The following is a 16,041-nucleotide window of genomic DNA, read 5'->3' on the forward strand; positions in this document are numbered from 1 at the left end:
ACAATCAAGAATTTTTTGTACCTAGAAAATTATTCTCTTGATAAGAAATTGTGGCAACTTCTGCGAGAATCTGCAACCAATGGGGAATATTAACTTTAGCAGGGGAGCTTTCTGCCGCAATATATCTGAGTAAAGCCTCTTTTTTAGAAATATTTTGCATGCTGGGAATAATTTGATCTAAAATACCTTCTAGTTCAGCATTTATCTGCTGATTGATTTGGCTGACATATTGCACCAGATGCAGGCTAGCAGTTGTAATGATTTCATCTCGTAGTCGCAATACAAAAAGTTGGTGATTACCTGTTCTGGGTAAGTCTGGACTTTTTTCAGGAGACCAGTCAAAGATTTGACCAATATTGTGTTTTTCATCTCTACGGGCTAAGGGGAATATGATTTGGGGTGAAATTGATTGTTCTTTGCTATTAATTTCGGCGATAATTGCTTCTAGCCAGTGATTAGGGTCACATCCTAACAGCAACTTGTAAAAAATATCGGCTTCTTCTATACCAAATTCTGTTTCAATATCTTGTTCCATTTCTGGATTGAGATTAGTCTGCAAATAATCCCGCTGTGGGGCTATCTGCTGGGATAATTTATTTAATAAGTCGGCTAATGCTTGATGAATGCGCTCTCGGGCAAATTCTTCTAATTCCTTGACAGTTTTCACAAAAGCTGCATAAAAATCTTCACTTTTTGTAGGTAGGCTGCTATTAACTCTATTACCTCTGTCAAATAGTTTACCCGCTGCCCCTTTAAATTCCGCAATGGTGATATTACCATTGTTGGCTTTGTTAAATAGTAATGTCCACTCGTTCCAGTTGAGTATTTTAAATGTGAGTTCGTCTTTAACTACATCACTGACAATATTTCCCCACCGGTCTTTGAGTGGTTCTTTACCTAAATCTTTCTGGAAGTTGCGATAGGTTTTATCTAAACTTTCAATAGCAGACCGCAACTCAATGAGGTTGTGAGTATCGGATGTGGGAATACCTTGCTCGTGGATTTCGGTAATAATATTATTGAGGTATTCTTGTTGTAGCATTAAATTATCAGCAGCCCTATGGGTATCTTCATACAGCTGTTTTACTCCGTGATTGGCTACATGATTTTGAATTAATTCGCGTAGTTTGGCAATACCACCATCTTGGGCGAAGTAACTCAGTTGTCTACCTAAATGGCTCCGCGGATCAGATTCTAGCAGACGTGTGCTTAATAGTTGCCATTTTTGTTGCGATCGCCTAGACCGTTCCAGATAATCAGGATAATCTAAGTTAGTGAGAAATTCCGGTGAACCTGCTTTAACTTTACTAGAGCGTTTTGCCAACTCAGCCAGTCCTAGTAGTGGGGATAATAAAACCATCCGTTCTTGTTCAATGATGAATGCACTAGCAGCATCAAGGGTTGTTTGCAGAACTTTCAATTTACTTAAAACATCGTCTTCTTTTACAGGTTCAGTATCTGTGATGAATTGGTCAAGTTCTCTTTCATGACCTTGACTATCTAAAGGTAACTGATCAAAACGACCCACCCCCACCAAAATTAAATCTTTGAGGTCTTGTCCTGGGCGTTGCTGCTGCATCATAGTAAAGATTTTATTGGCGCGATCGCTACCAGGGGTTTTCCCATTTAAAAGGATTAAAATTGTCTGTACTTCTGCTAGTTCCCGCAGTGATAAAAAGGTATCCCTAGCTCCGGAATTAGCAGCACCTAACCCAGGGAAGTCTAAGAGAATAAATTGGGAAGCACCGCTAAAATCCCAGATTTCCCGTGATATTTTCACTTCAATGTTGACACGGTGGATGAGTGAGAAGCTGTTATGTAATAATTTAGTTGTGAGGTTCTGGGGTGGGCTGGGTAATCGAATATGAGATGAGGGTAAGTCCTCAAACCGAAGAGTTTGGATAGCTAATGGCTGTTCAGGTAGCTGTAGCCCTTCACGGGCGATGTTACCATCAATTTGATAGTGGATACCACACATTGCTTGGCCATATGCTTGATAAGTGCGAAGGAATAATACCAACTCTCGTAATAAATAACGTAATTCTAAATTTTTGCTACTGTTCCATGCTTCTTCGCACCAGTTAATAATATCTTTGCCAGTCTTTAATGTTGACAGGGGTATAGGCGGTAGTCCAGATGCAGTACTGCGGCGACTTGCTTCCTGCAACATGAATTGCAGGCACTCATTCACCCCTTGATGAGAAAGATACTCTACCGTATAATTATTAGCCTGAGTAGTGACAAAGCCTGATTGCGGTACAATATGGATGGCTGTGACATTACCTGTAGTTGGGTTCTCGCTAATTGGCAAAGCGTCAGCATATCCAATCAAGCTACCTAAAAGCAAAGTTTTACCGCTGCTGAATTCTCCCATGACCCCAATTCTAACTGGAGATGTGGCAAGTTCTACAGTTTTCTGTGCAGCTTCTCGGAGGCGAACAAGACAATCATCTAGCCTAGTGGGTATCCAATCTTCTTGTTTAGAAGGGTATTGGGGTACTGAGTCTAGTTTTTCCAAGATAAATTGTCCGTATGCTTTAAAACAATCTAATTGTTCCATTTCCATAGAAATTCTTTCCATGTCGCATCAATTTCTGTGAGCTTTATAACATAAAACAATCTAAATGGCAGATATTGATAAAAGTTATCATCATATTTTTCCTGAGTACCAGATTATTTAATACTGTGCATGGATTAATTCTACTGAGTTAAACAATTCTTAACCGGATGCTTATTTAAACAGTTAAAAATAAAAAAAATATCAGCAGAATAAATATTATTGAGGGAATATTCACAACTATGAAATTACTGACTTCTATGAACGAATATCTATCGCAGGTGTTCCATGAGATTTGCGCCCATGATGTTTATACTCTCAGCGGCTGTTTTATATTACACAATATGAGTTGTAGTAAGAATTAAACAAGTCCTTCGGGGTGATGTCTGGGTAAGGATGAGCCAAAAGTTACGGTTATTGTAGTATGGGGGAGTGTATACGCAGCCACATTGACAGTATATTTCATCGTCTTGTGGGGTATGCCAATAGGGGACAGGATACTGGCGTCAGAATAATTTTACCATTTATACATTTATATATTACGTTTTTACATACAATTTGCTGTATCATATTCAGATGTATGCTTGGATAAGTTAGAGGGTGCTATATATATTTCTTCTGTCGGCAGTTAATAGATTGATAGTTGAATGGGTGTAAAAGGATGATGTATGAAGATTATAACGCAGTTGATGCGGTAAATGAACTATTGAGGAAAATTAGAATTAAAGAAAGTCAATTAAGACTTGCTAAAACATCTAATCTGCTGTATACATCTGAAGTATTACAAAATCAAATATTAGAGTTACGGAAAGAATTATCCGATTCAGAGAACCCGGAAATTACAGCATTAATGAGTTTATTGGATGATTAAATGTTAGAATCATGAACTCCAATAATATGCTAGAACAAAAACTGAGGCGTTGGGATGATGTGATCGCCAACCATCCCCATGAGCCTCAAGCCTATGTACACAGGGGTATGGTTCATTTTCAGCTAGTAAATATTAATGCTTCTATTGCTGATTTTGACATAGCAGAAAAACTTGATACCCGGTTAACACCATATTTGTGGCAAAGGGGACTAGCATATTATTATGCTGGTAGATTTGCAGAAGGCGCTAAACAGTTTGAGACAGATTTAACTGTGAATTTTCAAGATGTGGAAGAAACGGTTTGGCGCTATCTTTGTACTGCTGAAGCTGATGGCGTCACCGCGGCGCGTGAGTGTTTATTAGAAGTAAAAAATGACCCGCGATTGGTGATGCGGCGGGTATATGATTTGTATGCGGGGCGCTGTTCTCCCGATGTTTTAATTCAATTGGGTAAAAACGCAGATAAGCGTACTAAATTTTACAGTTATCTCTATGTGGGATTATATTTTCAGGCGGAAAAGCAACTGGAGTTAGCACAGCAATATATTAATCAAGCGGTTAGTAACAAGATTGATGATTATATGTGGTATCTAGCTTGTGTACATCAGAAGTTGCGATAAACACAGGATGACGTGAGTGATTGCAACTAGAGTGAGGGGAATTGTTGCTCTTGACTGGATTTGTAAAGATATTTATATTACTCTATACAAAAATTGATTTATTCCTGGCGATCGCATTAGCAATTGTTATGCAACTTATAAAAGTTTATAGCGATCGCTGGCGGTGCAAAACAATGTATAATTATTGCAGCCATATCAGAATCAAATATGAATAATCAAAGCAAATCAGTTGCAGGCACTGGTTAATTAATGGCATCTTAATATTCAAATTAACCAACGGTGTGATGACTATGACACTTGACAAAGATGATTAAAATCTTGCATCTTGCGGATATCCACATGGGGAGCGGTTTCTCCCATGGGCGCATGAATCCAGACACAGGACTAAATACACGGTTAGAGGATTTTGTCAAGACTTTATCCCGATGTATTGACCGGGCGCTACAAGACCCGGTAGATATAGTCTTATTTGGCGGTGATGCGTTCCCGGATGCTACCCCACCGCCATATGTACAAGAAGCCTTTGCAAGTCAGTTTCGCCGCCTGGTTGATGCAGATATTCCTACAGTGCTGTTGGTGGGGAACCATGACCAACATTCTCAAGGAACCGGAGGCGCAAGTTTAAATATTTATCGCACTTTAGGGGTGCGGGGGTTTTTGGTGGGTGATACTTTAACCACTCACTGTATTAATACCCCTAGTGGTAGGGTACAGGTGATTACTTTACCTTGGCTGACTCGTTCTACGTTGATGACCCGTCAGGAAACTAAAAATGCTTCTTTGGCTGAGGTAAACGAAATGTTAACACAACGTCTACAAGTGGTTTTGGAGGGAGAAATTCGCCGCCTTGACCCTGATGTTCCTACTGTGCTTTTGGCTCATTTGATGGCTGATAATGCTACTTTGGGCGCTGAACGCCTTTTAGCGGTGGGGAAGGGTTTTACTTTACCCCTATCTTTACTGACGCGACCTTGTTTTGATTACGTGGCTTTAGGACATGTTCACTGTCACCAGAATTTAAATAAGTCTAATAACCCACCTGTCATTTATCCCGGAAGTATTGAACGGGTCGATTTTAGTGAGGAAAAAGAAGATAAGGGCTATGTAATTATAGAGTTGGATCGGGGACGAGCTAATTGGGAATTTTGCCCTTTACCTGTGCGGAGTTTCCGCACTATTGAGGTGGATATATCACAAGCAGATGATCCTCAAGCTGCTTTAATCAAGGCGATCGCTAAATATAATATTGAAGATGCTGTGGTGCGGTTAATTTATCAAATCCGCTCGGAACAGATGGATGTCATTGATACTGCGGCTATTCATGGAGCTTTAAGTTTAGCTCACAATTACACAATTAAAGCAGAATTAGTCAGCCAATTGGCGCGTCCGAGAATTCCAGAATTAACCGCTAGTAGCAGTATTGACCCCAGGTCGGCCTTGCAAACTTACCTAAATAATCGTGAAGATTTAAAGGATATTGCTGCATCTATGTTGGAAGCAGCAGAAAATTTACTCGCTGATGATGTGGTAGTCTTTTAATGCCGGGGCGATCGCTGTGTGCTTTAATAATGAGAAAAGAATGCTTGAATAATTGTGCTAGAGGAAGCCTTACCAAAATCAACCATATCTCAACAGCGCTTACCACCTCAGCGTTGGCAAATTTATCGCCAGCAACCAGAATGCGCCGCTAGTCTGGCGGGGGTAACTAATGTTGCACCTATTATCGCCCAAATACTAATTAATCGTGGCATTACTACCCCAGAAGCAGCACAAGGGTTCTTAAATCCTGAGTCCTTAAATTTACCTTCGCCTTTAGAAGAATTTCCTGACTTGTCGATTAGTTTGGATTTATTGCAGCAAGCGATCGCATCCCATGGTAAAATATCCATCTGTGGTGACTATGATGCCGATGGTATGACTAGCACGGCTTTACTGTTGCGTAGTCTCCGGAGTTTTGGGGCTGATGTGAATTACGCCATCCCTAGTCGTATGCGTGATGGTTATGGGATTAATCAACGCATTGTTGAAGAGTTTCACGATGAAGGTATAAACCTAATTCTGACTGTGGATAATGGGATTTCCGCTTATGAACCCATAGCCAGAGCCAGAGAACTTGGTATGAATGTGATTGTCACCGACCACCACGACATCCCCCCTAAATTACCTCCAGCTAACGCCATCCTGAACCCCAAACTAATTGCAGAGTCTTCACCTTATCGGGGTGTGGCGGGTGTGGGTGTTGCTTATATTTTAGCAGTATCTCTAGGGCAACGGTTGGGAGCGATTAAAGGCTTAGTGCAGCCCATGTTGGCTTTATTTACCCTAGGTACAATCGCTGATTTAGCACCTTTAATAGGTGTAAATCGTCGCTGGGTAAAACGTGGATTAAAACATTTACCTCAGTCTAATTTACCAGGGATTAAAGCCCTAATTCAGGTGGCTGGTTTGCAGGTCAGGGAAGAGGGACAAGGGGAACTATTCCCAGGGGGAAATACTTCTTCTAAATCTTTAAAACCAGAAGATATCGGCTTTCGCTTGGGACCACGAATTAATGCTATTGGTCGTATTGGTGACCCTCAGACGGTGATTTCATTACTAACTACCGATGATATGACGGTAGCCTTAGAATGTGCGCAGCAGTGTGAGCTAACTAACACTAGTCGTCAGCAGATGTGCGAGGTAATTGAACAAGAAGCGATCGCTTATGTAGAGGAGTGGTTTGTTTCTACTCTCCCCAAATACCGGGTATTAGTGGTTGTACAACCTGATTGGCATCATGGTGTAATTGGTATTGTCGCCTCTCGCTTGGTGGATCGCTACGGTGTGCCTGTGTTTATTGGCACTTATGAAGCTGGTGGACATATTCGCGGTTCGGCTCGTGGTATTCCTGAGTTTAACGTGTTTGAAGCGTTACAATATTGTCAGGGTTTACTGGGTAAGTTTGGCGGACATAAGGCAGCCGGGGGTTTTTCTTTGGCAGCAGATAATTTAGACTTATTGCGATCACGATTATCTGAGTTTGCTAATCACTGTCTAGAACTACACCACCTCAAGCCAGTAGTTAAAATTGATGCCGAAGTTGAACTGAGTCAAATCAATCAGCAGCTCTACCAAGAACTAAATGCTCTTCATCCTTGTGGTATGGAAAACCCAGACCCCTTATTCTCGACAGGGAATGTACAAGTGATTTCCCAGCAAATTGTTGGTAAAGGTCACATTAAATTAACACTCAGTCAAACTATTAATCATCAAGAGTATAAAATCAAAGCGATCGCCTGGAGGTGGGGAGACTACTTCCCCCTACCGCCACGATTAGATATTGCCTACAAGTTACGAGAAAATTACTTTAATGGTACTACTACCATTGAGTTGGAGTTAGTCGGTGTCAGACCATCGTCAGCTTAGGATGAGCTCAACCAAGGTATGAAAAGCTTATCCAAGCTGTCTTTCAGCCTCTGGTGGTCATGATTTCGGAGTTATAAGTTTCAAAACTGATAACTCCGGATATCACAGTCCTACAGGTCGCCGTTGCGAAATGCCAGTACAAAGATTACCACCGGACCAGCAATGAGGATTAGTCCTACAGAAACTAACTGGAAGATAACTTCCCAATTGATACTGCTCAAAGCGTCAAACATTTTTCCCTGATCCCCTTAACTTTTGAAAAACACAGTCACTCAATTGCAAAACTCGCAATTTATCATATCTGGCTTGGGGCTGTTACATTTAATTTACTTAACAAAACTATAGGAAAGTCCATAAAATGGCAAACTGGCAATGTGTGAAACAATGTGGCGCCTGCTGTAATCTTGAACCCGCAGATCGTCCAGATTTAGAGGAGTATCTTACACCGGCAGAATTAGAGCTATACCTGAGTATGGTGGGCGAGGGGGGATGGTGCGTTAACTTTGACCATGACAGCCGAGAATGCAGTATATATGCCAATCGTCCCCGTTTTTGCCGTGTAGAGGCAGATATATTTGAGGATATGTATGGAATTGAACCCGAAGAACTCAATGATTTTGCTATTGACTGCTGTCGTGAGCAAATAGAGGGAGTCTATGGCGATCGCAGTCTGGAAATTATCCGGTTTAATCAAGCCGTGGGATTCTGAATTTATGTCACTTTCTGCAATAGGCTTGCAATTTATCAAGATCATCTGAGAAGATGAGAGAATTATGAAAGACCTTCAGAAAAGTACCGCCCGTGAAACTTGACTCTGTACCGATAAATTCTGTCATTGCTCAGACTGACAACCAGCCAGAAATCAAAGACAGGGATTCATCTGACTTAACTGTAGTTACAGATAGTCCCAAACAGCAGGAGTCGGTGGTGGCAACTTTTGCTACTACCTTCCTGACTATATTTTTGGCAGAAATTGGAGATAAAACCCAGCTATCCACCTTATTAATGAGTGCAGAATCTCATGCGCCCTGGGTAGTTTTTATTGGTGCTGGAGTAGCCCTAATTACTACTAGTCTATTAGGCGTGCTTTTAGGGGGTTGGATTGCTAATCGTCTCAGTCCCAAAGTCGTAGAAAAATCAGCCGGGATGATGTTATTGCTGATTTCTGTCATGCTGTTTTGGGATGTATTTCATAATTAAGTAACTCACCCCCCACTCTCTAACTATCCACAAACTTATGGACTGGCATCTTTTAGGACTGAGCTTTATTACTGTATTTCTCTCAGAATTAGGTGATAAAAGTCAATTAGCTGCGATCGCACTTTCTGGGCGTTCCCAATCTCGGCAAGCGGTATTTTTTGGTACTGCTGGCGCGCTATTGCTCACCAGCTTTTTGGGAGCATTAGCCGGGGGCGCTGTGGCGGAATTATTACCGACGCGCTTATTAAAGGCGATCGCGGCTGTAGGGTTTGCAGTTCTGGCTGCGCGTTTGCTATTGTTTAGCGAAGCCTCAACCGATGCTGAATAAGGCAATTTCAGATTACACAGAACCTACTAAACTTGCTGTTGCCAGTAGCGCTTTAAAAGTGTTCCTGCAGCTAATACTTTGAGCATTTCTAGGAAAAAATAACCACCGTGTAGTAAATTCATTTCCCCCGGAATTGTGGCAGTTGTGGCAAACAAGTTGAGATTAACACCCACAGCGCACATTTGCGGAGTCAAGAAATAGGTATCCACTAAGGTGACAGCAAGTAACATGACCGCAAATACAATCACCCTAGGATTCCAGCGCGATTTGGCTTGACTCAAAGCCAGTACGCCAGTTAATACTACAGCAGCAGATAATAATTCCATGCGATTAAAGTTCCAAAAAATCGCATAACCTGCTGTGGCAAAGTCTGTTTGACTCATCATACCAGAAAGGTAGAGGCTAGGCATGATTACCCAGTCTAGAACTAGACTAGAACTCAACCAAAAGCCCAAAGCCAAGATGATAGCCGTTTCCCAAGTTGGGCGCTTGAATTCAACTGTAGATATGGTATTCATAAAAAATAATAATTGCTGTCCTTCTACTTTCAGAGTTTAACTGAAAAAGTAGTTCTCACTACAGTTATAAATTATCTGTTACAAATAGCTTGATAACTTCAAAAAGTAATGATTTTTATCTTTTTGTCGTATTAATAAATAATATGAATTTTTGTTAATACAACAAAAATTCAATTGTTTATTAGTTTCTCCCCGTGACCTAGACTCAAGTCGGCGAGAATACCCGCAGCTTAATTTACCGTAATGGATCAAACTAAGTTGCCTTCCTATGTAAGATATAATTACATAATTCGCAAAATCCTTCTCCTTCAGCAGACTGGGTAATATAACTGGGTTGATGTTCTAGCTGGTGTGCATATTGCATGACATTGGCTACACCCACGGAAATAGGAAACTGACTTTGATTGAATAAACTTTGATCATTGGGACTATCACCAACAGTGACCACTTGCTTGGGTGAAATTTCAGGTAAGTATGCTTGCAAAACTTGCAATAATCCTATAGCTTTATCTTGTTCTTGAGGTTTAATGTGACACTGCACAGTACTATAAGTAAATCCCCAGCCCCTTTGTTGACAAAGATTACCCAGTCTTTGTAATTCCTCCGGACTCAAAGCCCCGATGTTAAAAGTCCAATCTGTGACCCGGAAACGATTGTCCGCTGATTCCTCAATTTGAGGAAAGGTTGTTTTTAAGAACTCAAAAGTGACAGCTAAACTGTGGCGATGGGCTTTTAAGTCCTGAATGGTTGTTAAGGTTACTGGTTCCTCCTTCCCAGATGGATAAAATAAACCGCCGTTTTCGGCGATCGCACCGATAACAGGCATCAAGTGGCTTAGTCCACTCATCCATCCTGCGGAACGCCCAGTCACAATTAATACTTTTACGTCCGCAGATGCTAGCTTTTCTAAAGCTTGCAGTATTGTAGTGGAAAATTTGCCTCCTTGAGTGAGAGTACCATCCATATCTGTAGCAACAAGGGCAATATTAGTGAATGAAGCCTCAGAAAGTGGTTTGAGCCGACTATACATAGTGCGTTTTCCATCAGCGGTAAAAAATAACTATCATACAGCTGATGGAAACCAAATTAATGCTTGTCACTGTTAATTACCGTTTGAGAATCACGAGCTAAAAGACCATCTTCCATTTCCACAATGCGATCGGCTATATCTAAGATGCGGTTATCATGAGTCACTAGCAAGATAGAAGTTCCTTGTTCTTTAGCCAGACCCTGCATGATTTCCACCACATCCCGTCCTGATTGTTTGTCTAAAGCCGCCGTTGGTTCGTCTGCTAGCACCAATGGAGGATTATTGACAAGAGCCCGGGCGATCGCTATTCTTTGTTTTTGTCCTCCGGAAAGGCTCTCTGGGTAGTAACTCACTTTGTCCTTTAAACCCACTGCACTCAGCATAGCTTCTGACTTAGAAATTGCCTCATGGGGAGTGACATGATCACTCAATTCCACCGCCATCTGTACATTTTGTCTAGCACTTAAGAAACCCAACAAATTGTGAGCTTGAAAAATATAACCGATATTACGGCGAATTTTTACTAGTTGATTTTGACTAGCGCCAGACATTTCTACATCTAAAAACTTGAGGCTTCCCTGTTGTACAGACCGCAAACCACCAATCAAGCTTAGTAAGGTTGTTTTACCTGAACCTGATGGACCAGTCATAATCACAATTTCCCCCGGGTAAATCTCTAGGTTAATGTCGAATAAAATTTGTTTCCTGAGCGCGCCTTTGCCATAGTAGTGATTGAGATTTTTTATAGCAATTACAGGTTCTTGTCTCATATTTAGGTGGGTGAGTAGGTGTTAGGATTTCCGTCTCAGAACTGTAGTGCCTGTAAATACTGAATATATATCAAGTACCAATTATAAATCGAAATTCTCGATCTAGATGCAGAATTTCGATTTATTTTGAAATTAAAAGATGTCTGCTGGATCAGCAGAACGTAATTTACGTACAGCGATCGCACCAGAGATAAAACACATAAGTATAGTTAAAATTAACACGGTTATTGCCCGACTATAACTCATAAAGATTGGTAGTAGTGTAGCTTCTCTAGCCCTAGAGTAGAGGAACATAGTAAAAATCCATCCTGGAACATATCCTAAACAAGCTAATAAAAATGCTTCTTGGAGTATGACCATCAACAAGTATTTCTGTGTATAACCTATTGCCTTCAAAGTTGCATATTCTGACAAATGATCGGAAACCTCAGTATAAAGGATTTGATAAACAATTACAGTACCAACAATGAAGCCCATTATCGTACCTAAACTGAATATAAATCCAATAGCAGTACTAGTTGCCCAGTAATTGCGCTCAAAATCAATAAACTCTTGTTTCGTTAAGACATTAACATCTTGAGGTAAATGATTACGCAATTCTTGAGCGACAACATTAGGATTTTGTCCTGCTCTTAATCTAATCAGACCAATATCAATCAATCCTCTTTGCCGGTTTCTAAATATCCGCAGAAAATTAACATCACTGGTAATTAAATTACCATCTGCCCCAAAAGATGTACCTAAAGTAAATAATCCACCTACTTTAACTCGTCTTCTTTGTACTTCTGCGATTAAAGTATTTCCTCCCTTGAATTGGGAAGCAATGGGGCCATATTCCTCCCGCGAAGAACGGTCAAATAAAACTACATCAGGCTGTTTCAATTGCTCCAAGTGACTTTGAACACCAGGCAAATCAAACAGATTAGATTCTGGATTCATGCCGAATATGAGAATACTCCGAGGACGACCTGTAATAGGATTCCTCCAGGTTGTATAATCCAAATATATCGGATGCACCGACTCTACCGCTTGTAATTCTAAAGCTTTATACAATCTTCTTTGAGAAAATTGTTCCATGGCTAATAAAGCATTAGATTGTTGGTTAATTAAAACAATGTCCCCATTTAAGCTACTATGTAACCGCACATTACTATAATAGAGAGCATCCCGGAAACCAATTTGCATAAACATCAAAATATCAGCAAAGGCAATTCCTGCCAAAGCGACAGCTAGGCGACTTTTGTCTCTGGTCAGTTGCAGCCAAGACAGGGGTATTTTACGAGCCATTATGCTTAATTAAGAAAGCTGTTCAAGGAATTAGGGATGGGAAGATTCCAGCAAAAACCTGAAATCTTTGATAGGTTAAATTCTTTTTTTCGCATTGCTGTTAATGCTCAATCCGAACTGATTCCTTTATTAATTTGGGTAATTACTTTAGCATTGGTAAAACCAGAAACTCGCTCACTATCTTCTGGAGTCAGGGAAATTCTCACTTCCACAACTCTAGCGTCTACATCTGCTACCGGGTCTGTACTCAAGATGTCTTTTTTGCCGATTTTTCTGCCAATTTCTGTGACAGTTCCTTTTAATTCGCCAATAAATGCTCCATTTTCACTGGTGATACTAGCAGTTTGACCTATCCGCACTTGAGCAATACTGTCTTCTGAGACCTCAGCAACAACAGTCATCTCATTAGTTTCTCCTATCTCAGCAATACCATTGGCGCTGATAGCTTCTCCTGATTTTGTATGCACTGCTAAAATCTCTCCAGCAATGGGCGCTTGAACATAACTTAATTTCAGTTCTGCTTCTGCTCTTTTGAGATTAGCCAGAGCATTACTAACTTGAGCTTCTCCCCTTTGAACATCAGTGGGGCCGAATTCTTGAATTCTCCTGAGTCTGGCTTGTTGTTCGTCAATTTGACTTTGCAAAGCCATGATGGTTTTATCGCGGTTGACTCTGGCTTCCACCAGCTGCTGTTGCAAGGTGGTGATAGTTTTTACCTGGTTGGCTCTGGCCTCAGCCAGTTGTTGTCGTAAAGTCGCCTCTACCTGTCGCAGGGTAGCTTGGGTTTCAATAACTTGCTGATTGGAAGTCACCGCAGCCAATGTTCTTCTATCCCTCTCCTGCTGGGAAATAGCACCTTCACGGTATAACATCTCATATCTGGAAGCATCAACCGCAGCATTGCGCTGTTCGGCTTGAATGCGTTGGATACTTGCTCTTAAACTGTCTTGTTGTCCTCTCAGTTCAGCTTCTAGACGATTCACTGTTGCTTGTAGAGCCAGTTTTTCTCCACTCAACTGGGCTGCTATGCGAGCAATCATCGCTTGTTGAGCATCGCTTTCTCCGTTTAACTCGGCTTGTAAACGAGCAATAACTGCTGTTTGAGCTTCCATATCTCTGGGGGAGCCAACTCTGACTTGGGCTAAATTAGCCCGCGCTTCTTGCAGTCTGGCTTTTGCTTCCTCCACTGCTGCTAGTTGGGTGTCATGGTTGTCTAAAATTGCCACCATTTGACCTTTTCTTACCCGCTCACCTTCTCTCACAAAGATCTGCCGCACCCGTGAGGAAGATTGCAATCCAGCTGCAGGCGCCGAGAGTTTTAAAACCTGTCCTTTTGGTTCTAAACGCCCCACAGCACTAATGCTGTTGGTCATTGGCTTGATGGGTACAGAGGAGCCTAGTTTTTTTAGCTGCTCCACTTTAGCTGTAGTTAGTAGCCCAGCAGCGATGAGAATTGGTAAGGCTACAGCAATACCCCACCAAATCTTAGGTTGTTCCGATTCCAGTAGCAGCTCTCTTGAGCTTGGCTTCTCAGTCACCCTTGACATGGTTGTTGCCTGTTTGTTGAATTGTGCTTATAGAAATAAAAAAACCGAATCAGCGGTGATCATGCCTGAAGATGCGTGAGACTTTACCTATGTTTTGTTTCTCGGTTTCTATGCATTACACTCTTTTTTCAAATTGGGATGACAGCCCATTTCATGTGCATGAGCTACCCAGGGTAGGGAAGATGCCTAATCGAAAATATTGATGGTATTAAGATTAAGATGTGTAGTTCATTTACTTCAAGCCTTTTTCAGGCTAATGAAATACACACCAATTTGTTCCGGTGTTCCCTGAAACTAAAAAACTTTGTACCTCACGACCATGGGAAATGCTATCAACAAAAACAAAAGTGCTGTAAATTCAATCCCATAGTTTTTACTCACTAGCACGCTGATAATTGCTAAAAATCTGCTATCTGATGCACCCTCAACCCTAGATATGTCTAACATGATGCTGTGTTGTTGCAAGTTACATCTGCCAACTCTCAGGATGATTGCAGCCTGGTATAAATTTATTAAATGAAATTCGCCATCGCCTATTTACCCGGAAAATATCCCTATTTTTTGGCTTTTTCGCCCCTATACTCACAGTTTATCAAAGAAATTTTCTGCTAACAAAGTGAGCATTTTTTCATACCAATTCTCTGTGAATTTTTGGGAATAAGCGATGATTATTGCCAGCCATTGCCCTTGATTCCACCATAAACACCAATACCACAGGCTCACAAACCAAGGCTATATATACAGGTTAATTAGGCACACCTTGATTCAAAAATGTTAGTCAATGATCTGCTACCAAGATATATCGAAAACACAATTCCTAACATTACGGTTTCCTTAAATTTTCTTTCAACTAATTAGTAGGTTTTTTACCTGTTCCTTGATATGGCGAATATTTCTAGACTTTGCTACTTTTGTCTAACTCCATTCAAGTTTCTTTGCATAAATTCTACATTCATCAGTTATGAGAAAAGGTAACGGAACCTACAGATGGGGAGATTAACAACACTTGACATAGTATCTCCCCTCTGCTAGAATAACTATTCTTGTAAGTCAAATAAGACTGTGGTCATATAATTTTCGGCCCAGTCTGAACCAAAGGCTTTTTCTAGTACCCGGCGGGTTTTATCGTTTTGTTGCTGTTGGGTGCAGTATTCCCGTTGTCCTGCTAGGATTTGCAGTGATTTTTCTGGTGAAACTGGACTGGAGTCTATGGCTTGGGTACAATGAATCTCTAAAAGGTCTTGGACACGAGACAGAAACATTTTCTCTTCTCCTGGGGAAACAGGACGAACAAAAATGCAAAATTCCGAGAATATATGACCCCACTCGGGTAATTGACGGGGTTGGGAAAACTTCACATCTGTGAGTGCTGTTAGTTTGGTATTGTATGATTCTGGTAACTTACCTTTTAAGTCTACGGGAGATAGGTCTGCGATCGCCGCACTAATTTGACCTCGACCCCCAACTAAGTCACAACCAAACATTGGTAAGTCATATTCTGGACGGGGAAACATTACACAATGCAAAATATCTAGCATAGTTCCCACCCTTGCTAGTTCTAAGTGCATTTTGCGGAATTGAGTTGTTTGATAACAGCGATTTTCTATGATTAGTTTTTCGCCTTCTAATCTACCTTCTACATAACCCAGTTCAGCAGGTAATTGGTAAGGTGATAGTTCTAAGTGTTTATGCCAAACAGCCTCAATACAATCCGCTAGTTGATGAATTAAGGGATGTTGTTGTTCTCGCAGCGAAGTAGTAGGAGTAAATGACATTTTTTTTGAGCAAATTCAATCCTAGGGTTAATTGTCAGTCTACCTTCTGCTGTCACACTTGGGTTCTGGGAATTTGAGCCAGTATTTTTTGGTTTCTCCCCCAGACGCACCAGTCCAGGGAGGCACAAAATTT

Annotated in this window: 15 protein-coding genes; 7 read left to right on the plus strand and 8 right to left on the minus strand. The window is 41.0% G+C overall.

The features are described from left to right. Positions 1-4 precede the first annotated feature (4 nt). Positions 5-2,566 (minus strand): proteasome protein, encoded by a 2,562-nt coding sequence (locus tag NWP21_RS07830; RefSeq protein WP_280792265.1) that lies wholly within the window; start codon positions 2,564-2,566, stop codon positions 5-7. Positions 2,567-3,218: 652 nt separating this feature from the next. Here NWP21_RS07830 and NWP21_RS07835 point away from each other — a divergent pair. The 4 genes from NWP21_RS07835 to recJ all read left to right on the plus strand — a co-directional run bounded on the left by NWP21_RS07835 (position 3,219) and on the right by recJ (position 7,453). After that, a complete protein-coding gene (locus tag NWP21_RS07835) occupies positions 3,219-3,428 on the plus strand; it encodes a hypothetical protein (protein WP_271731142.1) in 210 nt (69 codons plus the stop codon). 11 nt (positions 3,429-3,439) lie between these two features. Then, positions 3,440-4,048 (plus strand): hypothetical protein, encoded by a 609-nt coding sequence (locus NWP21_RS07840; RefSeq protein WP_280792240.1) that lies wholly within the window; start codon positions 3,440-3,442, stop codon positions 4,046-4,048. A 306-nt stretch (positions 4,049-4,354) separates the two neighbouring features. Beyond that, positions 4,355-5,587 carry an exonuclease SbcCD subunit D gene (locus NWP21_RS07845; RefSeq protein WP_280792241.1) on the plus strand — a complete coding sequence of 411 codons (1,233 nt, stop codon included), beginning with the start codon at positions 4,355-4,357 and terminating at the stop codon, positions 5,585-5,587. Positions 5,588-5,641: 54 nt separating this feature from the next. Continuing rightward, positions 5,642-7,453 (plus strand): single-stranded-DNA-specific exonuclease RecJ, encoded by a 1,812-nt coding sequence (recJ, locus tag NWP21_RS07850; RefSeq protein ID WP_280792242.1) that lies wholly within the window; start codon positions 5,642-5,644, stop codon positions 7,451-7,453. A 110-nt stretch (positions 7,454-7,563) separates the two neighbouring features. Here recJ and NWP21_RS07855 read toward each other — a convergent pair whose 3' ends face one another. Beyond that, positions 7,564-7,686: a photosystem II reaction center protein Ycf12 gene (locus tag NWP21_RS07855; protein WP_200987685.1), complete on the minus strand. Its 123-nt coding sequence runs from the start codon at positions 7,684-7,686 to the stop codon at positions 7,564-7,566. Between the two features lie 125 nt (positions 7,687-7,811). On the opposite strand from NWP21_RS07855, the gene NWP21_RS07860 reads away from it, so the two are divergent. The 3 genes from NWP21_RS07860 (at position 7,812) to NWP21_RS07870 (ending at position 8,981) form a co-directional block, all read left to right on the plus strand. Beyond that, positions 7,812-8,162, plus strand: a complete 351-nt coding sequence (locus NWP21_RS07860; protein WP_271731147.1) for a YkgJ family cysteine cluster protein — start codon at positions 7,812-7,814, stop codon at positions 8,160-8,162. A gap of 92 nt (positions 8,163-8,254) precedes the next feature. Continuing rightward, positions 8,255-8,653 carry a TMEM165/GDT1 family protein gene (locus NWP21_RS07865; protein ID WP_280792243.1) on the plus strand — a complete coding sequence of 133 codons (399 nt, stop codon included), beginning with the start codon at positions 8,255-8,257 and terminating at the stop codon, positions 8,651-8,653. A gap of 37 nt (positions 8,654-8,690) precedes the next feature. Continuing rightward, positions 8,691-8,981, plus strand: a complete 291-nt coding sequence (locus NWP21_RS07870) for a TMEM165/GDT1 family protein (protein ID WP_280792244.1) — start codon at positions 8,691-8,693, stop codon at positions 8,979-8,981. Positions 8,982-9,007: 26 nt separating this feature from the next. Here NWP21_RS07870 and NWP21_RS07875 read toward each other — a convergent pair whose 3' ends face one another. From NWP21_RS07875 to NWP21_RS07900, 6 genes are all read right to left on the minus strand, one after another. After that, the gene (locus tag NWP21_RS07875; RefSeq protein ID WP_280792246.1) at positions 9,008-9,499 is read right to left on the minus strand and encodes a hypothetical protein; all 492 of its coding nucleotides are present in this window, start codon (positions 9,497-9,499) and stop codon (positions 9,008-9,010) included. Between the two features lie 253 nt (positions 9,500-9,752). Next, positions 9,753-10,529, minus strand: coding sequence for an HAD family hydrolase (locus tag NWP21_RS07880; RefSeq protein ID WP_280792247.1), 777 nt, complete (start codon positions 10,527-10,529; stop codon positions 9,753-9,755). Between the two features lie 56 nt (positions 10,530-10,585). Then, a complete protein-coding gene (locus tag NWP21_RS07885) occupies positions 10,586-11,299 on the minus strand; it encodes a DevA family ABC transporter ATP-binding protein (protein WP_271731153.1) in 714 nt (237 codons plus the stop codon). Positions 11,300-11,431: 132 nt separating this feature from the next. Further along, the gene (devC, locus tag NWP21_RS07890) at positions 11,432-12,586 is read right to left on the minus strand and encodes an ABC transporter permease DevC (RefSeq protein ID WP_280792248.1); all 1,155 of its coding nucleotides are present in this window, start codon (positions 12,584-12,586) and stop codon (positions 11,432-11,434) included. Positions 12,587-12,693: 107 nt separating this feature from the next. After that, positions 12,694-14,133 (minus strand): HlyD family efflux transporter periplasmic adaptor subunit, encoded by a 1,440-nt coding sequence (locus NWP21_RS07895; RefSeq protein WP_280792249.1) that lies wholly within the window; start codon positions 14,131-14,133, stop codon positions 12,694-12,696. 1,037 nt (positions 14,134-15,170) lie between these two features. Next, on the minus strand, positions 15,171-15,908 hold the full coding sequence (locus NWP21_RS07900; protein ID WP_271731156.1) for a phycocyanobilin:ferredoxin oxidoreductase: 738 nt from the start codon (positions 15,906-15,908) through the stop codon (positions 15,171-15,173). Positions 15,909-16,041 lie beyond the last annotated feature (133 nt).

The organism is Anabaenopsis sp. FSS-46 (assembly GCF_029891665.1).
GTDB classification, from domain to species: Bacteria; Cyanobacteriota; Cyanobacteriia; order Cyanobacteriales; family Nostocaceae; genus Anabaenopsis; species Anabaenopsis arnoldii.